Source organism: Galbibacter pacificus (assembly GCF_029603165.1).
Taxonomy (GTDB): domain Bacteria; phylum Bacteroidota; class Bacteroidia; order Flavobacteriales; family Flavobacteriaceae; genus Galbibacter; species Galbibacter pacificus.
On record NZ_JAQSVC010000001.1, the window covers coordinates 1032125 to 1058820 of the forward strand.

General features: G+C 38.8%; 16 protein-coding genes. 4 read left to right on the forward strand and 12 right to left on the reverse strand.

What is annotated here, in order from left to right:
• Positions 1-11: 11 nt before the first annotated feature.
• From PSF86_RS04325 to tsaD, 9 genes are all read right to left on the reverse strand, one after another.
• Positions 12-3065 (reverse strand): SusC/RagA family TonB-linked outer membrane protein, encoded by a 3054-nt coding sequence (locus tag PSF86_RS04325; RefSeq protein ID WP_277898813.1) that lies wholly within the window; start codon positions 3063-3065, stop codon positions 12-14.
• A gap of 306 nt (positions 3066-3371) precedes the next feature.
• Positions 3372-4427 carry a LacI family DNA-binding transcriptional regulator gene (locus tag PSF86_RS04330; RefSeq protein WP_277898814.1) on the reverse strand — a complete coding sequence of 352 codons (1056 nt, stop codon included), beginning with the start codon at positions 4425-4427 and terminating at the stop codon, positions 3372-3374.
• 88 nt (positions 4428-4515) lie between these two features.
• Positions 4516-5646: a class I SAM-dependent methyltransferase gene (locus PSF86_RS04335; RefSeq protein ID WP_338424012.1), complete on the reverse strand. Its 1131-nt coding sequence runs from the start codon at positions 5644-5646 to the stop codon at positions 4516-4518.
• A gap of 58 nt (positions 5647-5704) precedes the next feature.
• Positions 5705-6805, reverse strand: coding sequence for an AI-2E family transporter (locus tag PSF86_RS04340; RefSeq protein ID WP_277898816.1), 1101 nt, complete (start codon positions 6803-6805; stop codon positions 5705-5707).
• Between the two features lie 128 nt (positions 6806-6933).
• On the reverse strand, positions 6934-7443 hold the full coding sequence (locus PSF86_RS04345) for a TrmH family RNA methyltransferase (protein WP_277898817.1): 510 nt from the start codon (positions 7441-7443) through the stop codon (positions 6934-6936).
• A gap of 2 nt (positions 7444-7445) precedes the next feature.
• Complete coding sequence (locus PSF86_RS04350; RefSeq protein ID WP_277898818.1) at positions 7446-8093, reverse strand: DUF4159 domain-containing protein; 648 nt, start codon at positions 8091-8093, stop codon at positions 7446-7448.
• 83 nt (positions 8094-8176) lie between these two features.
• On the reverse strand, positions 8177-8884 hold the full coding sequence (locus PSF86_RS04355) for a 16S rRNA (uracil(1498)-N(3))-methyltransferase (protein WP_277898819.1): 708 nt from the start codon (positions 8882-8884) through the stop codon (positions 8177-8179).
• A 230-nt stretch (positions 8885-9114) separates the two neighbouring features.
• Positions 9115-10152, reverse strand: a complete 1038-nt coding sequence (locus PSF86_RS04360; RefSeq protein WP_277898820.1) for a serine hydrolase domain-containing protein — start codon at positions 10150-10152, stop codon at positions 9115-9117.
• 674 nt (positions 10153-10826) lie between these two features.
• On the reverse strand, positions 10827-11849 hold the full coding sequence (tsaD, locus tag PSF86_RS04365) for a tRNA (adenosine(37)-N6)-threonylcarbamoyltransferase complex transferase subunit TsaD (protein ID WP_277898821.1): 1023 nt from the start codon (positions 11847-11849) through the stop codon (positions 10827-10829).
• A 91-nt stretch (positions 11850-11940) separates the two neighbouring features.
• Between tsaD and PSF86_RS04370 the strand changes: the two genes are divergently transcribed.
• The 4 genes from PSF86_RS04370 (at position 11941) to PSF86_RS04385 (ending at position 19812) form a co-directional block, all read left to right on the forward strand.
• Positions 11941-16371, forward strand: coding sequence for a translocation/assembly module TamB domain-containing protein (locus PSF86_RS04370; RefSeq protein ID WP_435369339.1), 4431 nt, complete (start codon positions 11941-11943; stop codon positions 16369-16371).
• 377 nt (positions 16372-16748) lie between these two features.
• Positions 16749-17735 carry a 6-phosphofructokinase gene (pfkA, locus tag PSF86_RS04375; protein WP_277898823.1) on the forward strand — a complete coding sequence of 329 codons (987 nt, stop codon included), beginning with the start codon at positions 16749-16751 and terminating at the stop codon, positions 17733-17735.
• Positions 17736-17788: 53 nt separating this feature from the next.
• Entirely contained in the window at positions 17789-18790 is a 1002-nt protein-coding gene (gene gap / locus PSF86_RS04380; protein WP_277898824.1) for a type I glyceraldehyde-3-phosphate dehydrogenase, read from the forward strand.
• A gap of 164 nt (positions 18791-18954) precedes the next feature.
• A complete protein-coding gene (locus tag PSF86_RS04385) occupies positions 18955-19812 on the forward strand; it encodes an N-acetylglucosamine kinase (protein ID WP_277898825.1) in 858 nt (285 codons plus the stop codon).
• Between the two features lie 91 nt (positions 19813-19903).
• Here PSF86_RS04385 and PSF86_RS04390 read toward each other — a convergent pair whose 3' ends face one another.
• The 3 genes from PSF86_RS04390 to PSF86_RS04400 all read right to left on the reverse strand — a co-directional run bounded on the left by PSF86_RS04390 (position 19904) and on the right by PSF86_RS04400 (position 26512).
• Entirely contained in the window at positions 19904-21463 is a 1560-nt protein-coding gene (locus PSF86_RS04390; RefSeq protein ID WP_277898826.1) for a glycoside hydrolase family 10-like protein, read from the reverse strand.
• A 99-nt stretch (positions 21464-21562) separates the two neighbouring features.
• Positions 21563-23275 (reverse strand): RagB/SusD family nutrient uptake outer membrane protein, encoded by a 1713-nt coding sequence (locus tag PSF86_RS04395; RefSeq protein WP_277898827.1) that lies wholly within the window; start codon positions 23273-23275, stop codon positions 21563-21565.
• A gap of 9 nt (positions 23276-23284) precedes the next feature.
• Positions 23285-26512: a SusC/RagA family TonB-linked outer membrane protein gene (locus PSF86_RS04400; RefSeq protein WP_277898828.1), complete on the reverse strand. Its 3228-nt coding sequence runs from the start codon at positions 26510-26512 to the stop codon at positions 23285-23287.
• Between the last annotated feature and the right edge of the window lie 184 nt (positions 26513-26696).

Consider the following 26696-nt stretch of genomic DNA (forward strand, 5'->3'; position numbering starts at 1 on the left):
TTAAGATTCAATTAAAAGGCTACGTTTAGCCCAAATAAAATGGTTCTTGGCGAAGCAATAAAGTCGTCTCCACTACCAAGTTCGGGATCAAAACCTTTTAAATCGGTTTTTGTAAACAAGAAAGGATTTTGAGCAGATGCATAGAACCGCAATCTATCCAATCCCAGAATTTTATTTACATTTTGATTAACAGTGTACCCCAGCGTAATATTACGTACACGCACAAACGATGCATCCACATAACTTAGAACACCGTTGTCCAGAGGCCTTTCCCTGTTTATGTTAGGCCGTGGATATTCGTTGCTCGGGTTTTCGGGCGACCAGTAATTTAGGTCCAGATCGTTGTTACGTCCAAAAATGGTTACGTTTTCTAATGCGCGGGATCGGGTTAAATGCCCTTGACGTGTATAAAGCGATACCACAAAATCAAAACCGGCATACTCCATTTTACTGGTAAAACCACCAATCCACTTGGGATCTAGCTGCCCCAAAATTTTTCGGTCATCATCATTTAATGCGCCATCGTTGTTTAGATCGGCCAGTTTAATATCTCCCGGTCTTCTTCCGTAGCTATTGGCGGCATCATTTTCGTTAAGTTGCCAAATTCCGTCAAAAACCCGGTCGTAATAAACGCTTAGGGGCTGCCCAATAAACCAACCGTTTCCAACATCGTCTGTTTCGCTGTCCAAAAGCTTCACGATTTCACTTTTGTTGGCAGAAAAATTAAAATCGGTGGTCCACCTAAACTTATCTGTTTCAATATTAACCGTACTTAAAGTTAATTCGATTCCAGAGTTTTTGGTTTCCCCAACGTTTTGAAGAATAGAAGAATAGCCAGAAGTAGCAGGCAATACCCTATTTAGCAGCAAATCGGTTGTTTTTCCGGTATAGAAATCGATACTTCCCGCAATTCTGTTTTTGGCAAATGCATAATCCAGCCCGATATCGAAAGTTGTAGTGGTTTCCCATTTTAAATCTGGGTTGGCAATATCTTCTGGCTGAAAACCATAGGCGGGGTTTCCGCCAAACGAATTTTCGAACCTTTTAATGCTCCCGAAAGTAGAGTAGGGGGCAATGGGATTACGCCCAACTTGACCGTATCCCGTTCTAAGCTTAAGGTCGCTTAAAACAGATTGGTTTTTAAGGAAATCTTCTTGAATGATCCTCCATGCAAAGGAAGCAGAAGGGAAGAAGCCCCATTTTTTTCCTTTGGAGAGTTTAGAAGAACCGTCATACCGGCCGGTAAGGGTAAGTAAATATTTATTTTTATAACCATAATTAACACGCCCCATATAAGAAACCCATCCTTCGGTTTCCAAGGAACTGTCACGGTTGTCTACTTGAGAGGCATCGCTTAAATTATTGAAAGTCTGACTGTCGTTTGCAAGTCCTGAAACCTGAAGGTATAAGCGGTCCCTTTTAGTTTCCTGAAAACTGTATAGGAAAGTGGCATCAACCGAGTGGTCCTGCCCGAAGACTTTGGTATAATTTAAAATGTTCTCGATGGTATAGGCCGTATTGACCCTGGTTTCTTTTGATGCTTGAGATAACCCGCCCGTGCGGCTCTGAGACATAGAAGCCCTAAAATCGTTATATGTAACGGACTCAAATTGCGGTTGAACGTTTAAAGTATATTTTAGCCCATCTAAAATTTGATAACTCGCAAAAATATTGGCAAAATACCGGTAGCTAATATCTTCATCGATATAATTTCCCGGGGTTTCATTGCTAAGCGGGTTCCAATTTAACCCATCGGCCAATGGATCGAGCGTAGCTACGCCATCTTCGTCAAAGGGAGTAACCAATGGTGGCTGGTTCATTAAACTGGCCAAAGGGTTGAAATTGTTTTTTTTAGAAAAATTGGCCTGTTGCGATAGCCCTACTTTAAGTTTGTCGGTAGCGTTAATATCGAGGTTTGTCCTGAAAGTATACCTTTCATAATCGGCTAAATTGTATACTCCATCCTGATCGAAATAACTAAGCGAAAGATTGTACCTTATTTTTTCTGAACCCCCTGAAACGCCGAGCTGATAATTGATTTGTTGCCCAGAACGTGTGCCGAGGTCGATAAAATCGGTATCCACTCCATTTTGGTAGGCTTCCAATTGAAGCGGTTCCAGCGAACTTTGCACCGATGGCAATGGCAAGGTACCGGGAACAAGCCCCTGTTCTTCTTCTTGTCCGGCCCTTCTGGCTTCACGTCTAAGGTTTACGTAACCATCTGCATCGAGTAACTGGTAATTTTCAGGTACTTCGGCAAAGCCATAATACGTATCGAAGGTAAATTTGGCTTTTCCGGCCTGTCCTCTTTTTGTGGTAACTAAAATAACGCCATTCGCGCCTCTTGCACCATAAATTGCGGTTGAAGAAGCATCCTTTAAAACTTCTACGGAAGCGATATCGGCAGAATTGATGTCGTTCAGGCTTCCTTCCATGGGAATCCCATCCACGACGATCAAGGGTTCGTTTGAAAAGTTAAGCGAACTCCTTCCCCTAATAAGCAAACTAGGCGATGTACCTGGCGATGCACTGGTTACACCCACATCCAATCCGGCCACTTTACCTGCCATGGCGTTAAAAGCGTTCCCTTCTTTTGTAGAGTTGATATCGTCTCCGGAGATAGAAGAAATGGCCCCTGTAACATCGGTTTTCTTTTGAGTTCCATAACCTATTACAACCACTTCGTCCAGTGCGGCGGCATCGGTTTCCAGAGTGATGCTTACATTGCTTTGCCCGTTGAGCGGAACCTCTTTGGTAGAAAAACCAACAAAAGATACTGCCAGCGTAGCATTTTGGCTGGATACGGGTAATTGAAACTTACCGTCGAAATCTGTTTGAGTTCCGTTTTGAGTTCCTTTTTCTATAATCGTGGCGCCCGGGAGGGGGAAACCTTCAGCGTCCAAAACCGTACCCGTAACTGTAGTTTCCTGAGGCTGTTGGACAATGTTTTTTGCATGCAACGGGTTTATAATCCCGATGCATAAGGTAAAAAGCAGCAAAAATAAATTTTGATACCTACAAATGGATGCAGACATCCAAAATACAGGTTTTTTAAAGTGTTTCATAATTTTAAAGTTTTTGTTAGCGGTGTTTATCAGTTTAGAATGTGTACGTACACATTTTTAATAAAAAGTTTATTTCATAAGCGTTTAATTAGTGATTAATTTAAATTTTCATTGATTTTAAAGCCGAAATTTCGCCCAAGTTAACATTTTTTTTGGATAAAAGTAATTTTGAAGGTTGAAAATAAGGTACGTATAACATTTGGTTACTTTCAAAAGTGAAATAGTTATTTTAATATTTAATCAATAAAAACTATAAATAATTGGTGATTATTCAGGATAAGAGAAACATTCTAGATTGTTGTTGTGTTACACGACATCGTCGTTGTAGTACATTAAATTTTCCTGCGTGATAATGTCCAGCGGAAGGTATTTTTTTTGCGGCACCGATTTGCCCAGTACCAAATGCTTGTAAAAACTTTCGAGTGCCAAATAGCCTTGGTTTTCGGGCCTTTGACCAATTAAATAGTTGATGACGCCTTTTTTTAGGTACTTTACATTGTTTGCAATTAAATCGTTCCCCACTAACTTTATATTGCTCATGGTGTCAAAATTGGCCTCGATGCATTTGGCGACATGGTGAATCATGGAGCTTGGCACAAAAATCCCAACGGTATTATTGGTGGGCGTACAGGCTTGCATTAAGTTTTCCTCCCAATTGGCAGTTCCTAAATGTATGTTGTTTTCTATCAGGGTAATGTTGGCAATAAAATTACTGTTATAAATGTAGTCCTTAAAGCCCTCAATACGCTGTTGAAGCGTTTTGTTGTGGTTTTCGTTATTTTTTATGGATATGATCGAAATGGTGCCTTGTGAATTTATTTCAGAACATAATAGTTTGGCCGCTAGTTTCCCGCTTTGAAAGGCATCTTGCCCAATAAAGCTCAATGCCTTGCTGTTCGGGATGTTCGAGTCGATAAGACTGAAAGGAATCTTGCCCGATTCTAGTTTTTTGGTAAGTTTTACGGCTTCAAAATTAATGACCGGAGCAAGTATAACGCCGTCTGGTTTTAGTTTTAGAAGTTCGTCGACCTTTTCGTTAAACGAAGGGACAGAATTTTGGTCGAAGTATAATATATTGAGGTTTACCCCAAACTGGCTCAGGTTTTTTTCTGCCATCTTGATTCCTTTTGACGGCATTTCCCAATATTCCCCTTCAATAAAAGAAGGGACCAGCGCAACAATGGTATACGATTTGTTTAAAACCAGCCCGCGGGCATAGATATTTGGTTGGTAATTTACTTTCTCGATGATGGCCAATATTTTTTCCTCGGTTTTCTTGGAGACCTTGCCCCGCTTGTGGATTACACGGTCTACAGTCCCTAATGAAACATTGGCTAATTTGGCTATTTCTTTAATTGTCAAGTTTTGTGTTCTTTGTTGGTTGAGCGACTAAAATAGTAAATAAAAAATAAATGAGGTACGTTAACGCTCGCTTGTTGTTTTTGTGTTTTTACGTTTTTTTGGCACTGATAACTATTTTTTCATTGTTGAAATTAGTACAAAAAAACAAATAAATATCCCCACCGTCTTTTATGCCCGTTTTTTTGCGTATCTGTGCAACGCTTTCCGGGAAATTTCTTGTGGTAATATTGGCTTTGTTGCCTGGCAAAGCTTTCTTCAGTATTTTTTTGTTGTAAGGTAATATTTCTTTTATAATAAAACCCCTGCCCGGAAAATCAATTTTATGGTTGCTTGTATATAAATGGGTGTTTGGATGCAGTTTGCTTACGGCAAATTTTTGAGTCAGGATATTAAATGCGCCGCTTTTTAAAACGGCCGCATTGGGCTCGTATAAATATTTTTCGGGTACCGAAAAGGTGGCAATATTGGCGCTTTCTTCCTGCCAGGCAAAATTAAGGCATTGGCTCCCTTCATTCAGCATGTTTACGGTCTTTATTTGAATATCCGTACCGGCATTTGGCCCTAATAGCCACAACAGTTCCTTGACTTCGTTATTAACGGCAACAATATGTATTTCTTTAACATGTCTCAAATCTTCAATGCTCTTGGAAAGATCTATTAAAGGTGAAGTCTTCATTAAAACAAGATTACTTTTCTTGAGTAAAAAGGGAAGGATTTTTAAAATATCCGGCTCGCAATCATGTAGTAAAAACACTTTATTTTTTGAAGCGTCCCTGCGTGATGGATCTAAAAAAATAACATCAAAGTGTTTTTTGCTTTCCTCTAAAAATGCTACTCCGTTTTGATGGATTGCATGGATGTTTTTTGTGTTTAAAATTTTAAAATTGTGCGCTGCAATTTCAGCTAATTCTTTATTTATTTCGCAGTGTATAACCGTTTCGAATTTTTTAGCAAAATAGTAGGTGTCCACACCAAATCCACCGGTGATGTCAACAAGGGTTTTTCCCTTTATGATTTTTGATTTATATTGTGCTGTTTCTTCAGACGAAGTTTGTTCTATGTTTAATTTGTTGGGGTAATAAATTTGCTTGCTGTTAAACCAAGTAGGGAGCTTTTTTTTGGTTTTTTTCTTCGCTTCAATTTGTTGTGCCACTTCTTTTGGCGAAACACCGTCCAAATGTACGCCTTTTAGCAAAAGTGACGAAATGTCAGTGTTCAAATTTTTTGTTATAAATAATTGTATACCAGTATTTAATATGTTTTTATTCAAAGTTTTACTATAAGTTTTTTGTGAGCTTACTAACGATGTTGTTTTCTGATAAAAATTCTTTTAAAACTACCTTAATTGCTGTATATGCAGGTACTGCAAGCACCATCCCGAATACTCCAAATACCATTCCCGCAATAATAATTACCAAGAAGATTTCTAATGGATGCGATTTTACACTGCTTGAAAATATAAGGGGCTGGCTAAAGAAATTATCTACTAATTGACCAATGATAAAACCAATTAAAACATATATGGCTTTTGGTAAGATTACGGTGCTAAAATCTGCTCCCAAATTACTAGACATGGTTAAGGAAACCATAAGTATTCCCCCGATAAGCGGACCCACATATGGAACCAAATTTAGCAGGGCACAAAGAAAGGCAATAACGATTGCATTTTGTATACCAAACACCAATAAAACTATGGTATAAATTACAAAGAGAATTGCTATTTGTAACAGCAAACCAATAAAATATCTTGATAGTAAATTTTTTATACTTTCCAACGAATTTATTACGCGCTGTTCGTTGCTTGGCGGAATAAATGTTAACAGGCCATTTTGGAAAAGGCGCCTATCTTTTAAAAAGAAAAACGAAATGAAAATAATGGTAAACAATGCAACGGTAATCGAGCCGAGCCCCCCGATGATGTAATTGAACATATTAGGAATGGCAGATAGGTCTATGGTAGATATAAAATCGGATTTTTTAAGGGATTCTTCAATAGATGCCTCTACTTCGTAACGGCTTACTGAAAAATAGTCGGATAATTCCCGGTATACATCCTGTAAGCTCATCCTGAGGTTTTCTATGTTTAGCAAAGATAAATTCTTTCCCTGTTCAATAATAAGCGGTATAAACAGGCTTACAATGCCCACCAAGAGAATAATCATTACCATCATGGTTATAATAACGGCCACATTATTGTTGAATTTGCACCGTTTTATTAAAAAGCGTACCAGCGGCCTCCCGATTAACGAAATTACTACTGCTATAATAATATAGGCTATCACTGCTTGAATTTTGTATAAGAAAAACAGTAAAAGCAAAATACCAACAATGGTTGCAATGGCTCTTAATATGCCATTGGCTATAGTTTTAGAATCCATGTTTTATTGTATTAGTTAAGTCTAAAATTTTATTGTGTTTAGCCAGATAAATTATTTGTTGTTATTGTAAGTATAGGAGGAGTGTGGTTTATTGATGTCCGTAAAAATAAATAAAAAGCATCAACTATCTATATCTTGAGCTTATTTGTTAATTCATAGAGGCATATGCCGGTGGCATGGGCAAGGTTCATACTGCTGTTGTTCCCGTACATTTCTATATGGTGGACCGTATGGGCAGTTTCCAGCCATTTTTTTGAAACCCCGTGATTTTCGTTTCCTATAACAAGAACTATAGCGGTATTTTTTGGCAATTGCATGGTTCCAACCGGGCTACTGTTACTTGTAATTTCCAGGGCAATGATATATTGTTTTTCTTTTTTTAGGTTGTTTATAAAGTCATTTTCGTCTTCAATATATTTGTATGGAACCGTTTTATGGGTAGTACGGGCTGTTTTTTCCATCCGTCTGCTAAGTAGTGGTTTTATGCCCGTAAAAATAATCTGTTCTACGCCAAAAGCATCGGCTAGCCTAAAAATAGAACCTATGTTGGATGCGCTCGATATATGGTCGCAAACAATGGTTATTGGAAATTGCTTTTTTAAAAAAGGCGTATTGGTATGTTGAAGCTGCGCTGCCATGATTAATTTTCAAAGGCATATTGAATAATATTGGCGCCCATTTCCAGCGCTTGAATCCTCACGTTTTGCGGGTCGTGATGCACTTCTGGGTCTTCCCACCCGTCTCCAAGGTCGCATTCAAAAGTAAAAAGAAGAATTAGCCTGTTATTGTCGAAAATGCCAAAGGCCTGGGGCCGTTTTCCATCGTGCTCGTGTATTTTTGGAAGTCCGTTTGGAAATTTATAAGTCTGGTTAAAAATGGGGTGGTTGGCGGGAAGCTCGGTAAATTCTTTATCCGGGAATATTTTGGGGATTTCTTTTTTAAAGTAATTTATCATTCCATAATTATCGTCTACATGTAAGAAACCGCCCGAAAGTAAATATTTGCGTAAATTTTGAGCCTCTTCATTGGTAAAAAAAACATTTCCGTGGCCTGTCATATGTATAAAGGGGTATTGAAAAATATCGCTGCTTCCGGGTTCTACCGTGGCCGGTTTTTCATTAATGGTGGTATGGATATTTTTATTGCAAAATTTAATGAGGTTTGGCAGGGAAGTGGGGTTGGCATACCAGTCGCCGCCACCTTTGTACTTTAGCAAGGCTATTTCTTGCGACTGCGCCAAGAGCCCGAACAAACAAAACAGCAAGCATGCCCAATATTTTTTTATCATTTCTTTTTATAAGAAGTTTATCGTGTACCACAAACTTACACAATTTGTTTGGTATTGTATTTCTTGAAATGTGATGTGCTTTTTTAGCCGTTCGCAATAGAAATAATATGGCACCCTACAATGGCGGCTGTTTCGGTTCGTAAACGGTTGTCGCTAAGTGTAACCGGGATATAGCCACTGCTAGTTGCCTTTTTAATTTCAGCAGAAGAAAAATCGCCTTCGGGCCCGATTAAAAGCAGGGTCTTGCTGTCTGGTAATACTTTTCGTTTGAGGTCGTATTTCTCATCATCTTCACAATGGGCAATAAATAATTGACCTTCGGAATTGTTGTTTTCAATAAAAGTATTAAAATCAATGGCATCGTTAAGCTTTGGCAAATAACAGGTAAGCGATTGTTTCATGGCCGACTGAAGTATCTTTTCATAGCGTTCGGGCTTTATCACTTTTCTTTCGGAATGTTCGCAGATAATGGGGGTAATTTCATCGATACCGATTTCCGTGGCCTTTTCAAGAAACCATTCATAGCGGTCGTTCATCTTAGTGGGGGCCACCGCCATATGCAAGTAATAATTTTTTTTATGTTTTAGGCGTGCCTGGGTAATGGTTACATTACAATGTTTTATGTCGGCGTTTATTATTTCGGCTTCAAAAAGCCAGCCTTTTCCGTTTGTAATATATAACTGGTCTCCCTCTTTTTTACGCAGAACTTTGCTTATGTGCTTGCTTTCTTCTTTGTTAAAAGAAAACAGTTTGGTGTCTTTCTCTATTTCGGGCGCATAAAAAAGTTGCATGGGTTTAAGTGGAGTTTATAATGTTGAAAGTTTGTAAGGTTTATAAAGTTATAAAGTTGTAAAGTTAAAAGTTATATGCAAAACGGATTGATTTTTTATTTAGAAAATTTAATGGTTATTGTGTGCGGGTTTGTTTGTTGAACAAATCGGCAAAAAGGATATGCCAAAGGCGACATCCTTAAAAGCGCTTTTGTATGTCTTTTTTTACGATTATGGGATTTTTACAGCAGCTAGTTTTCCTTTTTTAATATTTTAACGATTCGGTTATACATTATTTCTGACATATTCCAATTATAGCCATCAAAATTAACCGTGTTTGTAAATTGTATAACGACAGCATCTATATCTTTATGGTATTTGGCAATAGTTTGGTATCCTGGTATCAAACCTGTGTGTTCATACTTATAAATGGAAGAATAGATTTCTTTTTCTTTTTTATCCCTAAAAACCGAACCATCGTTTAGGGCACGTATAAATTTGCTCAAATCTTCTGCTGTTGCCAGTATCGAGCCTATATTGTCCGTTTTTAAATCTGCATCATAGCCCACATAGTAACCGCTCATTATATTATCTATATTTACATCTTGAATCGATCCAAACGTATGCTTTAAGCTTAATGGATTTAAAATTTCTTCTTGAATGTATTGGAACGAACTATATCCAAGAACCTGGTTCATTATTTTGCCGAGTAATAAGTAATTGGTATTGGAATATTCATACCCTTGGTCGGGTTTAAAATTAGCAGGCAGGTCCAAAACCAAAGCAAGATTTTCATCTGCTGTCTCTTTTGGAGCCGCCCAATACATATAGGTATCTGTATAGTTTGGAATACCGCTTCTATGTTTGACCAACATACGCAAAGTAATTTTGTCGGCATATTCTATCCTGCCTTTTAATTCGGGCAAATAATCGGCAAGTGTTTTGTTTAATGATAATTTTCCGTCGTAAACCAGTTTTGCAACGGCTACGGCATTATACAATTTGCTTACGCTGGCAATTTTAAATAGGGCATTGGGGTCGGCTGGAATTTTGTTTTCCCTGTTTTTGTAGCCCGAAGCATAAAATTCTGATTGGTTACCTTTTTTGTTCACGCAAACAATAATACCATCAAATCCGTAATCGGCTGCTTTATCAACTTGTTCCTGAACGGTGTTTGGAAGTGGCATAATCCAAGCTTTTACAATGGGCCAAGGGACAAAATATAGAGAGATAATCGCTCCCAGGAGCAATAAAACCCTAATGATGCGTTTTGATTTTTTTTTAGTCATTTTATTTTTTGTTCAATATTGATTGAAAAATAGGTGAAAAATGCAATTGCATTTATTTATTTTTTAACACACCAAGTTTCATGTATAAAATGCCCTAAAAAAATAATAGCAGCGAAGAATGGTGTTGGTTTAGTTGCCCTAAAATACATATTTATCTTACAAAACAATGTTTTAACAGTATTTTTTAGTTTATAGGAGCAAATTAAGTGTGGAATGACCTATTGGATACGTCCGGAACACCGTCGGATACGTCCACCAACGTATCTGGACATATTCGGAACCCCACGGGATACGTTCACTAATGTATTTGTATGGAAATAGTTAATGGTTGAACTTTGCACCTTTAAACCCTCAACAACATAGCATCGTAACAACCTTGAATAGTGAATAGTGAATAGTGAATAGTGAAAAGGGGTTAGTTGTTTTTTAATGGTTAATTGTTAATTGTAGAGCTTTGAACCTCTGAACCCTAAACTATAAACTCTCAACCCTCAACAACATAGCACCATAACAACCTTGAATAGTGATAAGGGAAAAGGAGTTAGTTATTTGTTAATAGTTAATTGTTGTATGTTAGGGATATTTGAAACCTGAAACATGGAACATGGAACCTTTGTAACTTTGAATCTTTGCACCTTTGAACCTCTAGACTCTCAACTCTCAACAATCAACTCTCAAATAGAAAACCGTGCTTTGGCGGTGATGCGCTGATCGGTAAAATCTTCTTTCAAAAATTTATAATATCCTACAATACCTATCATGGCGGCATTGTCTGTGGTGTATTCAAATTTAGGAATGTAGGTCTGCCAGCCAAAGCGCTTTTCGCATTCTTTTAAAGTATCCCTTATTCCCGAGTTCGCCGAAACCCCGCCACCAATGGCTATTTGCTTAATACCTGTTTGTTTAACCGCTTTTTTTAATTTATCTATTAAAATATTGATTATTCCCTGTTGTATGGATGCACAGATATCATTAAGGTTCTTCTCGATAAAATCCGGGTCCTTTTCGGTTTCTTTTTGAATAAAGTACAATACAGAAGTTTTAAAGCCGCTAAAGCTAAAATTAAGTCCGTCAACCTTGGGTTTCGGGAACGGATAGGCTTTAGCATCGCCCTGCCTTGCATATTTGTCCACCAAAGGGCCGCCCGGATATGGAAGGCCTAATATTTTTGCCGATTTGTCAAAAGCTTCGCCAACGGCATCGTCTATGGTTTCGCCAATAACTTCCATATTAAAATGGCTGTTCACTTTAACAATTTGTGTGTGCCCACCACTAATGGTCAGCGCCAAAAATGGAAAACTGGGCATGGGCGTTTCGGGTTCCTTGATAAAATGTGCCAATATATGTGCCTGCATGTGGTTTACCTCGATTAACGGGATGTCTAATCCCAGGGCAAGCGACTTTGCAAACGATGTTCCAACCAATAACGAACCCATTAATCCAGGGCCTCTTGTAAAAGCTATGGCAGATAATTCTTTTTTGTCGATATTTGCCCTGCTCAATGCTTGATGGACTACCGGAACGATGTTTTGTTGATGCGCCCTGGAAGCCAATTCCGGTACAACGCCTCCATATTCTTCATGAATTTTTTGGTTGGCAACAACATTGCTCAACACTTTATCGTTGTGGAGTACAGCGGCCGATGTATCGTCGCAAGAAGATTCTATGGCTAGTATGTAAACATCTTGAGTATTCATGCTATCTTTGGAATGGAAATTGAATGGCAAAGGTAAAACATTAAGAACTATCAAAAAACTCAGAAAAATATTAATTAGAATACTACTTGTTTTGATCCTTATTTTGGTGATGGCAAGTATTTTTCTATCCTTACCTTTTGTGCAGACATCCATTGCAAAACGCGCTACCAAGTACTTAAACGAAACCTTCAATACCAACATCAATATAGACGAGATACATTTTATTCCCTTTTTTGGCGATGTAAACATTAAAGGGGTTTATGTAGAAGATTATAAAAAGGATACGCTTATCTATATCAATAAATTGAGCACATCTATTTTAAGCCTTCGCAATGTGGTTAAGGGCGATCTGGAGTTTGGCGAGATTAGGGCCGATGAATTGTTGCTTAACCTAAAAATCCACAAGGGCGAAGACAATACCAATTTAAATGTTTTCGTGGACAAGCTCGATAGTGGAGAAGGCGATCCGGACCATCCTTTTTTAATGACTTCTTCTAATATTTCGGTAAAAAAAAGCGAGTTCAGGCTGGTAGACGAGAACAAAGAGAACCCTGTAATATTGGGACTCGAAAATTTACATATTGAAGCCGACTCGTTTAAAATTTTGGGCCCGCAGGTAAATGTCGGGGTGGAGCAGCTGGATTTTACCTCCAAGAAAGGAGTGGTGGTAAACCGTTTAAAAACAGAATTTTCTTACAACAGAACCGAAATGCGATTGGATGGCCTGTCAATCGATACCCCCGAATCGTTTATCAAAGGAGATGTGGTTTTTAATTATGAAGTGGAAGATTTCCGGGATTTTATGAATAAGGTAAAATTAACCGGGCACTTTGACGATTCTACCGTTTCCCTTGACGAGATAAACCTTTATTTTGATGAATTTGGTACCGGAAGGGAAGTAGAGCTGTCTTCTAATTTTAAAGGGGTTTTAAACAAGCTCGAAATGAACAATCTTAACATGACATCGCAAAACACACTTATAGACGGCGATTTTGTTTTTAACAACATGTTCGAAAAAGCCAAGCCCTTTAGCATAGATGCCCATCTAAGGAATGTATCGTCCAACTATTACCAGCTTACCAATTTACTGCCGGGCATTTTGGGCAAGGCGTTGCCTTCTTCTTTTCAAAAATTCGGTCAGCTTTCCGTTTTTGGAAACATGCGCATCACCGAGCAATCGGTTTATGCCAAGGTAAACCTTATTTCGGATATCGGTAAGGGATATTCCGATTTAACGCTTACCAGCATTAACGATATAGACGAGGCCTCGTACAAAGGAACGCTCTCTCTCCAAGATTTTAACATGGGGACCTTTATTGAAAACGATCAACTGGGCGAAACCGATCTGGATATTCGGGTAGACGGGAAAGGATTTAAGCAGGAGGCCCTCAATACAGAAATAATTGGTGAGGTATATACCGTTGATTACAATGGGTACGAATATAAAAACCTGAAGGTTTCGGGAATTTTAAAGGATCAGCTTTTTGATGGTTCGGTAACTTCTAAAGACGAAAATTTTGATGTTGCCTTTAAAGGATTGGCCGACCTTTCGGGCGACACCAATGAATTTAAGTTTGTGGCTTCTGTAAACAGGATAGACCTCAATCGCTTAAACTTTGTCGACCGGGACAGTATATCGGTATTCAAAGGGAATATCGTGGCCGACATGGCAGGAAATACAATGTACGATTTGGCAGGGGAGATAAGCTTTTACAAAACCAATTATACCAACCAGAACGACAGTTATTATTTTGATGATTTTACGGTAACCTCAAAGTTTAAAGGAGACGAACGTATTATTACCGTAAATTCCCCGGACATTATTACCGGTTCTTTAAGGGGCAAGTACAGGGTTAGGGAACTGGGTAATTTGGTAAAAAATTCCATTGGTAGCATTTATACAAATTACGAGCCCGTTGAAATTACACCCGGACAGTATGTAGACTTCAATTTTAAAATATACAACAAGATAATCGAGGTTTTTTTCCCAAAGCTTGAATTTGGGAGCAATACCTTCATAAAAGGGAGCATGGCGGCCGATGAAGGTGATTTTAAGCTGAATTTTAACTCGCCTAAAATTAATGCCAACGGAAACATCTTTGATAATATTCAAATACAAATAGACAACAAAAACCCATTGTACAATACCTATGTTGAAGTAAAGGATATTCAGTCTAATATTTACGATGTAAGCGATTTTAGTTTGATCAACACAAAAATTAACGATACGCTTTTCTTTAGAACAGAATTTAAGGGCGGTAAGGAATTCAACGACGTGTACAACCTTAACTTTTATCACACCTTCAACAACAATCAAGAGTCTGTTATTGGCTTAAAACGTTCCCAACTTGGATTTAAGGGAAGAAACTGGATAATTAACGAAAACAACGATACCAATAATAAAGTAAGTTTCAACAAAACCTTGGACACCATAAACATTAGCCAGGTTGTAATGAACTATAAAGACGAACAGATACGCCTGGAAGGAACGCTTATAGACAGTACGTATAAAGATATCGATCTGGAATTTGAAAAAGTAGCACTGGACAAGATAATGCCCAATGTAGATAGCCTAAAACTGGATGGCATTGTAGATGGATATTTAAACATTTTACAGCGAAACAGCAACTATACGCCTTCGTCCAATGTAAAAATTTCAAACTTTGCCGTAAACGATTTGCCATTGGGGAATTTGTTTCTATCTATTCTCGGGAACGACAACCTCACCACTTTTGGGGTAAATGCAAAAATTGTAAATCAAGATACCGAATCGTTGAATATTTTAGGCGAAATTAAACCAACTGAGACCAATACAATGCTGGACCTTAATGCGCATTTGGAAGGGTTGAACCTAAAAGCACTGAGCCCGTTGGGGGGCGATGTAATTTCGGATATGCGCGGGCTTGCATCGGGCGATTTTAAAGTAACAGGCGCCCTGAAAAATCCTGAAATGAACGGAAGCATACAAATAACCGATGGCGGACTTAAAATTCCATATCTAAACGTGGATATGGATTTTGATAAACTTGCGAATGTTGCGCTGGAAGGCCGTGCTTTTAAGTTTGACAATATTGGCCTTATAGACTCAAGGTACAAAACAAAAGCTAGCCTGCGCGGTTCCATAAGTTACGACCATTTTGAAGATTGGTACCTAGATCTTTACCTAGATACCATGGGCGAACGCTTCTTGGTGCTTAATACCGGGCATAAAGAAGAATCTTTGTATTACGGAACGGCTTTTATAAGCGGTAATGCGCAAATTTATGGACTTACCAACGAAATGATAAATATAGACGTAAATGCAAAAACCGAAAAGGGCACTACGTTTGTCATACCCGTAAGCGATATTACGGAAATAGGAGACACGTCTTTTATTAATTTTATTGAAAAAAACGAAACCGAAGAAGAGGTAGAACAGCGAAAACTAGCCGATGTTCAGGGCATAGAAATGCAGTTCGATCTGGATGTTACCCCCGATGCCGAAATTGAGATTGTAGTAGACCAAAAAACCAGAAGCTCTTTAAAAGGTACCGGCGCAGGAAACCTACTGATTGAGATAAATACCAACGGAAAATTTAGAATGTATGGCGACTTTATTACCTATACAGGGGAGTACCTTTTTAAATACGGGGGCTTTATAAACAAACGCTTTGTAGTACAGCCCGGGGGGACAATTACTTGGGAGGGCGATCCCCTCGACGATGTAGACATGAACATAGCGGCAAAATACTCGTTGTATGCAAACCCAGCGGTATTACTGGATAATGCACAGCTTACCCGAAAAATAGAAACCGATGTAATTATTAGGCTTCAGGGGCAATTAATGCAGCCAAGCCTTGATTACGAAATTAACTTCCCGTCTACCAACGCCGTTATAAACGCCGAGCTTCAATATAGACTGGATGATAATGCAAAACGGGAGCTGCAAGCTTTTTCCCTGCTTTCCCAAGGGGTTTTCTTAAACGAATTGAGCATCAACCAAACAGCAGTTACGGGAAATTTGGTGCAAACGGCATCGAGTTTGTTTAATCAGGTATTAAACTCGGGAGACGGTAAGTTTGATGTGGGCGTTTCTTATGAAATAGGCGAGCGCAACCCAGAACTCGATTTTGTAACCGAAGACCGGCTTGGGGTTACGGTCTCTACACAAATAAGCGATAGGATACTTATTAACGGAAAAGTGGGAGTACCCGTTGGAGGTGTTACCGAAACCGTTGTTGCCGGCGATGTGGAAGTACAGATTTTATTGAATGACGAAGGAAATTTGACCGCCCGGATTTTTAACCGCGAAAATGAAATCCAGCAATTCTTTGCCCAACAACAGGGCTATACGCAAGGTATTGGGCTTTCTTATCAAGTCGAGTTTGATACTTTTAGGCAATTGTTGCGAAAAATCTTTGAGGGAGACCCCGCCAAAGCGCAAACAAAAAAAGAACTTAAAAAGGGAGAAGAGGCTACGACCGAAGATGATAGTATGGGGAATGGCCTCGTAAACTTCCGCACCAAAAAAAGTAAGGAATAAGTCTTTTTTACGTCTATATGGATGAAGTTTTTTTTAGACTGTATTTGGGCCAAAAAATCAGAAAGCATTGTAGAGTTTTGCGTTGGAATTAAAAAAAATAGGAGCGGTAAACAAAAATGCCATATTCTTACCTTTGGGCTTAATTATCATAATACATTTGGTTATTCTTATAATTGCACACAAAAATTTATTACAATAACCGTTAAGAGGGCTCTTTTTTTGTTAATTCAGAAATTCAGACTTAAAAAAAAATAACACATTTGTTAAGAATTTAGCAACGAAAACGATTGAATCTTTCATTATTGTATTTTTAAGCAAAACAATATGAGAAAATTGAAAATTCTTTGGTAGTTTTACCATCCAAATAATAAAAATTAATGTCTGCAAACATCAAAAAAATAGGAGTATTGACGTCCGGTGGCGATGCGCCGGGAATGAATGCTGCCATTAGGGCAGTTGTAAGAACATGTGCATATCATAATATAGAGTGTGTAGGTATATATCGAGGTTACCAAGGTCTTATTGAAGGCGATATGGAGGAACTAACCGCAAGAAGTGTAAGAAATATTATAAATAGGGGCGGTACCATATTAAAATCGGCTCGATCAAAAGATTTTAGGACAAAAGAAGGCAGGGCCAAGGCCCACCAACAATTGGTAGATAACGGAATTGATGCCTTGGTATTAATTGGTGGCGATGGAACCTTTACCGGAGGCGTTGTTTTTAACGAAGAGTTTGGCTATCCCGTAATCGGGATCCCGGGAACCATAGACAACGATATAGATGGTACCATGTATACGCTTGGTTACGACACTGCCTTGAATACCGTGGTAGACGCCATTGATAGAATTCGGGATACCGCAAGTTCGCACGACAGATTATTTTTTATAGAGGTAATGGGGCGCGACTGTGGCCAGCTTGCATTGAACTCGGGTGTTGGTGCCGGAGCCGAGGAAATATTGATTCCAGAAGCAAATAGGGGGCTGGAGCGTTTGCTGCACTCTCTTGAAAGAAGCCGTACCAGTGGAAAGACATCGAGTATAGTGGTGGTCGCCGAAGGTGATAAAACCGGGAAAAATGTTTTTGAGCTTGCATCATATGTAGAAGAAAACCTGCCAAACTACGATATTAGGGTGTCCGTGCTCGGGCATATGCAAAGGGGTGGAAGCCCAACGTGTTTCGATAGGGTGCTGGCCAGTAGAATGGGTGTCCGTGCAGTAGAATCGCTCATGGAAGGTAAATCCAATTTCATGGTCGGGATTATAAAAGACGAAATTGTCCTTACACCAATAGAACAGGCCATTAAGGGAAAAACCACTATCGATAAGGAATTGATGAGGGTCTGTGAAATAATGTCAACATAATACTAAAAATAAAAACAACAGATAATTAATAATTTTTTAAAACTTAGAATAACATGTCAACAATTAAGATTGGGATAAACGGATTTGGACGTATAGGAAGATTGGTTTTTAGAGCTACGGTAAAAAGACCAAATGTAGAAATAGTTGCGATTAACGATTTATTGGATGTAGACCATTTAGCTTATTTATTGGAGTACGATTCTGTACACGGTAGGTTCGACGGGAAAATTGAAGTAAAAGACGGAAACCTGATTGTTGATGGAAAAACAATTAGGATTACTGCCGAAAGAGACCCTAAAAACCTTAAGTGGGACGAAGTAGGTGCCGATATCGTTGCCGAATGTACGGGAATATTCACAACTATGGATACGGCTCAGTACCACTTGGATGCAGGTGCTAAAAAAGTTGTAATTTCTGCTCCTTCAAAAGACGCTCCAATGTTTGTAATGGGCGTAAACCACAAAGATGCCAAAGCTTCCGATAGAATAGTGTCCAATGCTTCATGTACAACCAACTGTTTGGCACCGATTACAAAAGTTTTGCATGACAATTTTGGAATAGAAGAAGGTTTAATGACAACCGTACACGCTACAACAGCTACACAATTAACGGTAGACGGACCTTCCAAAAAAGATTACAGGGGCGGGCGTAGTGCAATGCTAAATATTATACCAGCTTCAACCGGTGCCGCAAAAGCAGTTGCCAAAGTAATTCCTGCAATGGAAGGAAAACTTACTGGAATGGCCTTTAGGGTACCGACCGCCGATGTTTCTGTAGTAGACCTTACCGTGAAACTAGGAAAAGACACTTCTTACGAAGAAATTAAAAAAGTAATGAAGTCTGCTTCTGAAAACGAATTAAAAGGAATTTTAGGATATACTGATGAATTGGTAGTTTCACAAGACTTTGTTGGGGAAACCTGCACAAGTATTTTTGATGCCGATGCCGGTATTGAGCTAAACTCTAAATTCTTCAAAATTGTTTCTTGGTACGATAACGAAACAGGTTATTCAAACAAATTGGTAGACTTAGCCGAGCATATTAGCGCATTGTAAATAATAATAGATCTTTAAAGTAACCTAAATAGTATTTTAAAAAATAAGCAAACCGAAGCGATAGGCAGTTTCTACATGCCATTGGGCACAACAACCGTCTTTTGTTTGGGTTTGCTGAAAAAAATGTAAAACTGTTTGGGTGGCTATTAATTTAAATTTAAAATATGATTTTAATAGTAGATAGTGGTGCAACAAAATCAGATTGGATCGCATTAGATGAAGAAGGTAATAAGTTATTTGTTACTAAAACTTTAGGATTAAGCCCTGAAGTATTAACCAGAGAGATTATAGACGAACGTCTCGCAAATAACTTTGAGCTTTACAAACATCGGAAAGAAGTGACCCAGCTTTATTTTTATGGGGCAGGTTGCGGTACCGAGAGAATGCGAAAGTTTTTAAAGGAAATTTTTAACGAATACTTTATAAACGCCAAAATTTCTGTAAAAGAAGACACATATGCCGCTATTTACGCAACTGTAGAGCCAAACCAGCACGCCATAGTGTGTATTTTGGGTACAGGATCCAATTGTAGTTACTGGGATGGAAAGGAACTTTTTCAAAAGGTAACCTCGCTAGGATATATCTTGATGGACGATTGCAGTGGGAATTATTTTGGAAGACAGCTTTTAAGGGATTACTATTACCATAAAATCCCGGAAAAACTTGCCGTGAAATTTGCCAGTGAATACGACTTGGAAGAAGACAGTATAAAAAATCATTTATACAAACAACCAAACCCGAATACCTATTTGGCAACCTTTGCCAGGTTTTTAATCCAGAACAAAGATGAGGAATATAGCCAGGCTTTGATAAAGAAAGGAATGCAGTTGTTTATTACCAACTCTATAACACAGTTTGAACAGGCAAAAGACGTGCCCGTTCATTTTATAGGGAGTATAGCTTATTACTTGCAAGACGAGTTAAGACAAATATTGCAAGACAACGGCTTGTCCATGGGGAAAGTACTAAGAAGGCCCATAGACGGATTGGTAGATTACCATAAATCTGTTTTGTTTGAATAAAACATAAAAATTGAGCTACAAAAAATGCCCGAACTAAATCAGTCCGGGCATTTTGCATTTAATGAGAACATGTAGGTATTGGTACGGAAACTTATTCGGTATATATAATTTCTTGTTCCTTAAATTGACTTTGGTTTCCGGTTCGGTCTACAGCAGTAATTCCTATTTTTAGTAGCGAGGAATTTGTTTCTGCATTTAGCAAGGGGATATTTTTTAACAGCGTTGAATTGGTTAAAATCTCATAATCCCATTTAGTTCCTTGATACTGAAAGTAAAAAATATAACGAAAAACATCTTCTGGCTTATGAGCTTTCCAAGTAACAAAAACCTCATCTTTTTTCACATTGATATGAGAAATAGGGTTTTCGGGCGGTGTGTTGTCGAGCCATGGACTTGGCGGAACCAGTGCTTTTTTTGCATAGGGCCTTTGTACTATATTAAGAGATAACGTATCGTACTTTATTAGCGGGCCTATGCTCCAATGTACAGTCCCTTTGCTTTTTGGGAGTATTCCACGGCTTATCATGATTTGATTGATGGTTTCGTCAACATTTACTTGCCCGCCCCCGTGGTCAACCCTAATACCGGGCCATAAATGCCTTTGTTGGTAATTTTCATGGCTCCACCATCCTAATAATTCAGGGAAACTTTGCCCTTGCTTGTTAATTTTCCAATATAGTTGAGGAGTAAAATAATCAATCCATCCTTTATTTAACCAGAGTTTTGCATCGGCATAAAGTTTATTGTACTGGTCATAACCCGTTACAGATTGTGGATATCCCGGGCGCCATATTCCAAATGGGCTTAAGCCAAACTTAACATATGGTTTTTCTTTTTTTATGGCATAGTATACCATTTTTATAAAGTCGTTAACTTGTTTTCGCCGCCAGTCGCTTTTATTTAATTTGCCTTCAGAATTTTTGTATTGTAGCCAACTTTTATCATCAGGAAAATCTTTCCCGTCATTATAAGAATCGTAAGGATAAAAATAATCATCAAAATGGATACCGTCAATATCGTAGCGTTTAACTATATCTTCAACCACAGATAGCGAATGCTTTTTTGTGGCTTCTAAGGCGGGGTCCATCCACCACATTCCATTGGCAAGTTCAACAACCAGTTCTGGATGTGTTTTAACTATGGAATTTTCTGAAATGGCTCCCCCAGAAGTATGGTGAGCCCTATATGGGTTTAACCAAGCATGTAATTCAAGTCCTCTTTTGTGTGCTTCTTCGACCCAAAACTTCAATGGGTCGTAAAATGGAGCAGGGGGATTTCCTTGTTTCCCTGTGAGGTAGTACGACCATGGTTCGATATTGCTTTGGTATAAAGCATCACATTGGGGCCTTACCTGAAAAATGACAGCATTATAATTATGTTCGGCCAAAAAATCCAAAAGTGAAAGAGCTTCTTCTTTTTGCTCTTCAGTTGAAAGCCCTGGTTTGCTTGGCCAGTTAATATTTGCTACCGTGGCCACCCATGCTGCCCTAAACTCTTCTATATTATAAGGAGTATTTGCTTGCCAGATTTTTGGTTTCTTTTTGGTAATGTCAATCCCGCTTGTCTTGTTGTAATAAGCTGTTTGATGTCCCGATTTACAAGAAGCAACAAAAAAAAGGATGAGAATAATCGATTTGAGTTTAAAGTTCATGAATGGTTATTTATTAAAAACATATGTATGGTAACTAGAACAAATTTAAAAGTTCTCCAGAAAATTTTCTGGAGAACTTTTTAGGGTTTAAGGTAGTGGCTACCATCCCGGGTTTTGTTCTAAGTCTACTCCATGATCGCTGTACAGTTTAATTTGATCTAATGGAATTGGACTTAAATATACTTTTGGATCGTCAAAAACCCTTGCAGATTCTGATGCCGATGCAGGAATGATATATCCTGTAGCACCATTGGTAAGGGTAATGCTTTCCAGGTTGCTGTCTGGATAGTTTGCTTTATCTATCCAAGCCCCACGATTAATATCTTCATTCGACACCATATCGCTGTATTCAAGTTTTTTCCATCTTCTGAGGTCGTCCAGTCTGAAGCCCTCCATCATGAGTTCGATTCTACGTTCCCTGCGTATTTCCCATATAACGGAAGGTACCTCTGGGTCCCTGTTCGGGTCATCATACGCTACACCGCCAACAGTAACAGAATTTCCAGATACTTGGAGATGGGGGAGTGCTATTCCGGGACGGTCCCTTAATGCGTTTAATGATTTGTCCAAATCGCTTTGGGTTAGTGCCGGACCACCTATGGAAGCCAATTCGGCTGCTGCTTCGGCATAATTTATAAGGACTTCGCCATAACGTATTACCGGGGCATCAGTTGGGTTTAAGTTTGAACTTCCTTCTGGGTCGTCTTTTATTTGTTCATTTAAAAATTTATGGACGGCAAATCCTGTCGTAGAAAAATTAAAGTCTATTCCATTTAAACGGAGTATATTGGGCACAAAAGTCTCATACATTCTAGGGTCTCTGCTTGCCATTACATTTTCAATCCCCATATCTCCTTGGTAATTTGGAGAAACAGAAATGGGAAGGCCATCATCCATTAAATAAGATTCGATAGCATTTTTTGAAGCCCCCGATTGAGGTTCTTTATTGTTATAACTATTAAGGGCGTGCGTTAAAATACCTGCTTCGTATTCGCGGTATAAAATTACTTCCGGATTATTGGCCAAGCTTAAAGAATTGAATACCTCCCGGTAATTCCCTAAGGAGTAATTCCCTTGATCTATAATTTGTTCAGCGGCCCACTTGGAGGCTTCAAGGTATGTTGTGGCTCTTGTATTGTCCCCTATATGATATTTTTGCCAAGTTCCTTCAAAAAGGAATACACGCGACATATATGCCAAAACAACATCGCGATTTACTTCTAGCCCCGGGCTGTCAACATTAGCTCTTACATATTGGGCCGCATATTGAAAATCTTCCAATACTTTGTCCATTACATAGCCACGGTCGTCCCTTGGTTTATAAAGTTCTTCCGTATCTTCTTCGGAAAGTTCTTTGTCATAATACGGCACATCGCCAAACCGGTTTACAAGGTCATGATATTCAAGCCCCCTAAAAAACCGTCCAACACCTGTCCAATGTTCTATTGCTTCCTGTTCCATAGGTACGGTTTGCACGCGCTCAATAAAAATATTTGCTTTTCTGACCCATGAAAAAGACCAACCGCCACTACTTGTGGGCACTTGTTGTGTAAATTGAGGAGGGTTTGAAGGTGCAAAATCGTCGTTTAATGTTTGTCCGGAAAAATAGTCGCCCCAAGTATATCCAGAACCATAACCGGTAAAATAGCCTGTATAAAAACCAAAAGCAAAAGTTCTTACGTTGCCTTCATTGGTCCAGTACGTTTCGTCAACTAATTGGTCTTGTGGAGGCACTTCAAGGAAGTCTTTTTCGCATCCTATTAGTAATAATAAGGAAAAGATAATTGTTGTTATTTTGTATTTCGTTTTCATTTTTTTTATTTAGAAGGTTAATTGAAGTCCAAATGAAAATGATCTTCTAAAGGGATATACCCTGCCAAAAGTAGAAGTGTCGTTCAATCCGGCAGTTGTATAGTCAACTTCAGGATCTACGGGAACTTGGGCATCTGTAAATTCAAACAGATTTTCGCCACTGAAATATATTCTAAGCCTGTTTACATGAAACTTAGACGTAAGTGATTCTGGAATGGTATATCCAAAAGCCATGTTTTTCATTCTGATGTACGACATGTCAAGAAGGTATTTGGTCTGTGGCAAGAAATTCATAGCATTGTTGGATTGTCCTTGATCGTTGGGCCTTGGGTAATATGCATCTGGATTTTCGGGGGTCCAATAATCCAACTGGTGAGTATACCAACCTTCGCCATACCGATATCCAGGGATAAATACCGGCCCATTGGCCCAAAAATCCCGCTTGGCCACTCCTTGTAGAAACATACTAAAATCGAAACCTTTCCAGTCTGCCCTAAATTGAAACCCGTATTGATAACGTGGTGTTGTGTTACCAATTACTTTCATGTCTCCAGAATCTCCTACGGTTTCCGTGCCATAATTTATAACACCGTCGCCATTTAAATCTTTGTATTTAATATCTCCCGGGCCATATTTAAACCAGCCATTGGTTTCAAATATTTCCTGACTGGGAACACCATCTGCATAGCTTCCATCAGAATTGAAATCAGATTCGTTGAAAAAGCGGTCGGTTTCATACCCCCAAATTTCACCAATCTTTTTTCCTTTATAATAAGAGTTGATACCTTGTGTTTCATTTTCGTATTTCGTGATTTCTTCAGTAAAATCGCTTAGCGTGGCTATGGCGCTAATGCTTAGCCCGTTGCTAAATTGATGTTTAAAATCTACTGAAAGTTCCCAACCGGTTGTTTGCAACTCTCCGTAATTTCTGGTTGGGGATGATGTGCCAAAAGTATTGGGGAGCGTAACTCCTGGACTGTGCATATCGCTTACGGTTCTTTGATACCAGTCGAAAACAATGCCTAATTTATTATTGAAAAATTTAGAATCGAAACCAAAATCCATGGTGGTTACTGTCTCCCATGTAAGCGAGGCAGGAAGTGCCCCGGGAGTACCTACCGTAACTTGGTTTTGTGCATCGATGAGCCATCCAGAATTGGAAGACGACATGACCCGATATATATTAGACAAATATGTGTTCTGGTTTCCTACAGACCCATAAGACCCTCTTAACTTTAAGAAAGAAAGAGTGGGTTGCAGGCTTTTCATAAAGTTTTCCTCGGTGAGGACATAACCTGCCGAAAACGATGGGAAATACCCCCATTCTTGATCGGGGGAAAGTCTTGAAGAACCATCATAACGAGCATTTACTTCTAATAATATTTTGTTTTTATATGCATAGTTTACACGCGCAAAAAAACCTAGAGTGGTCCATTTATCACGATCACCACCTATAAATTGATCTCCGGTTGCCAATTCCAGTTCTCCTTGATCTGGATTTAAAAGATTTCTTCTTTGTGAATACTGAAACCAATACTCATATTTCTCCATGTCACTACCAACAGTAAAATCGAATTTATGCACATCGTCAAATGTTTTGGTATAATTGCCAAATATTTTTGCGGTATTCCTTCTGCTCCATTCAGAATTGTATTGAACCCTATCGTATGCCGGGCTACTGTATGGAACATAGGAAAAATCGGCTCCTTGTGCCCAAAAATTATAAGCATACAAAGTACCTCCAGTTTGATGTTCGTGTTCTTCTATTCTATCATGTGTAAAATCGAAATTAACAGAAAAATTATCAGAAGGGGTTATGGTAGTCCCTAGATTTAGGCGCGACAAGGAATAATCGTTTTTATTCATTTTTGCTTGTTCGACCTCTGATATATGATTTCGGAAAGGTTTGCCATCCAGTGTGCCATAAGGATAAAAAGCCGGCCATCTGGTAGTGTAATACCAGGCATCGTACGTTGCACTACCAAACGCAAATGGTTCTGTTGTTATTGAATTGGTGTTGAGTACTTTTGCCCGGACATCCAACCAATCTGTAACAGATGTATTGATGCTTAAATTTACGTTGTAACGTTCGTATTTATCAGGATTGGTTTTATATACTCCCCCTTGGTTTAGGTACCCAAGCCCTAAATAATAATTGGTGTTTTTGCTTCCTCCCGATACTGAGACATCGTGTTTTTGCTGCAATGCCCATTCTTTTACAAATAATTCACGGGGGTCCCATGACCTATAAAAAAACAAGCGTCCGTCCCTTATTTCAAAATCTCGTCCTTCAACCATTTCCATGCCCAAATCTTGACCGCCGTATAGTTCTTCCCATTCTCTCATTTTTTGTATTGCAGTTTGGTCTATGTACATGCCTACAACACCAAAAGCATCCAAAGATGGAATCCTTCTATTTACGGCAGCGAAAGCCATTTCTGCACCTTCTGCCGCAGGCGCTACTTTGGGTGTTACGGTAGGGGTTGCCCATGAAAAATTATTGGAATAACTTATGGTAGGTGCCTGCTCCCTCCGGCCGTTTTTTGTAGTTATTAAAATAACGCCCCATGCACCTCTAGACCCGTAAATGGAAGTTGAGGCTGCATCTTTTAAAACAGAGATATTTGCTACATCTTCCGGGTTTATGGATTGTAAGCTTTGTATTTCCACATTATCAACTAAGATTAATGGTTGTGCCCCGCCCGGCGTTCCAAGGGTGCCAATGGAGCCCCGTAACTTAATAATAGGGTCTTGGCCTATTTGTCCACTCGATGATAACACGGTTAATCCAGGAGATACTCCTTGTAATCCACGGCCAATATCGGTAATCGGTCGAGATTCTAAGACCTCGGCATCAATAGAGGCAACGGCTCCCGTTAAGTTTCTTTTTTTCTGGCTACCATAACCAACAACAACAACTTCTTCCAAACCTGTTATGTCTAACTCCAATTTTATGCTAACAATAGTTTGGTTATGCAACGGTAGCTCCTTAGTGGCAAAGCCAATAGTCGAGAAGACCAGAACATTGTTTTCCTTTTGCGGCACGCTGATTAAAAATTTGCCATCAAAATCGGTAACTACACCATTGGTAGTATTTTTCAGGATTACATTGGCTCCGGGTATCGGAACACCATCTGGATCGTAAACAACACCGGTAATTTCTTTGGTTTGTCCCCATGCCGTTAAACAACAGCTAATGGATAAAAACCAGAAAATGAATTTTAATTTTCTTTTCATTGTTTTAGGAATTTAGGTTGATTAAATAGATTTAGATTGTTTCTCAATCCATAGCGCCGAAGTTATATTTATGGTTTTTTTGGGCTGTTTTGTTATAAATACACAAAAGTCGACTGTTAAATGTAGGTAAAATATTGCATAAGACTGCAAAATATTGCAGTTTTTTATATGAAAAATCCATTAT

Coding starts and splice junctions, on each gene's coding strand:
- PSF86_RS04325 (WP_277898813.1), bottom strand. CDS start 3,065: ATGAAACACTTTAAAAAACCTGTATTTTGGATGTCTGCATCCATTTGT.
- PSF86_RS04340 (WP_277898816.1), bottom strand. CDS start 6,805: ATGGATTCTAAAACTATAGCCAATGGCATATTAAGAGCCATTGCAACC.
- PSF86_RS04345 (WP_277898817.1), bottom strand. CDS start 7,443: ATGGCAGCGCAGCTTCAACATACCAATACGCCTTTTTTAAAAAAGCAA.
- PSF86_RS04350 (WP_277898818.1), bottom strand. CDS start 8,093: ATGATAAAAAAATATTGGGCATGCTTGCTGTTTTGTTTGTTCGGGCTC.
- PSF86_RS04355 (WP_277898819.1), bottom strand. CDS start 8,884: ATGCAACTTTTTTATGCGCCCGAAATAGAGAAAGACACCAAACTGTTT.
- PSF86_RS04360 (WP_277898820.1), bottom strand. CDS start 10,152: ATGACTAAAAAAAAATCAAAACGCATCATTAGGGTTTTATTGCTCCTG.
- tsaD (WP_277898821.1), bottom strand. CDS start 11,849: ATGAATACTCAAGATGTTTACATACTAGCCATAGAATCTTCTTGCGAC.
- pfkA (WP_277898823.1), top strand. CDS start 16,749: ATGTCTGCAAACATCAAAAAAATAGGAGTATTGACGTCCGGTGGCGAT.
- gap (WP_277898824.1), top strand. CDS start 17,789: ATGTCAACAATTAAGATTGGGATAAACGGATTTGGACGTATAGGAAGA.
- PSF86_RS04385 (WP_277898825.1), top strand. CDS start 18,955: ATGATTTTAATAGTAGATAGTGGTGCAACAAAATCAGATTGGATCGCA.
- PSF86_RS04390 (WP_277898826.1), bottom strand. CDS start 21,463: ATGAACTTTAAACTCAAATCGATTATTCTCATCCTTTTTTTTGTTGCT.
- PSF86_RS04395 (WP_277898827.1), bottom strand. CDS start 23,275: ATGAAAACGAAATACAAAATAACAACAATTATCTTTTCCTTATTATTA.
- PSF86_RS04400 (WP_277898828.1), bottom strand. CDS start 26,512: ATGAAAAGAAAATTAAAATTCATTTTCTGGTTTTTATCCATTAGCTGT.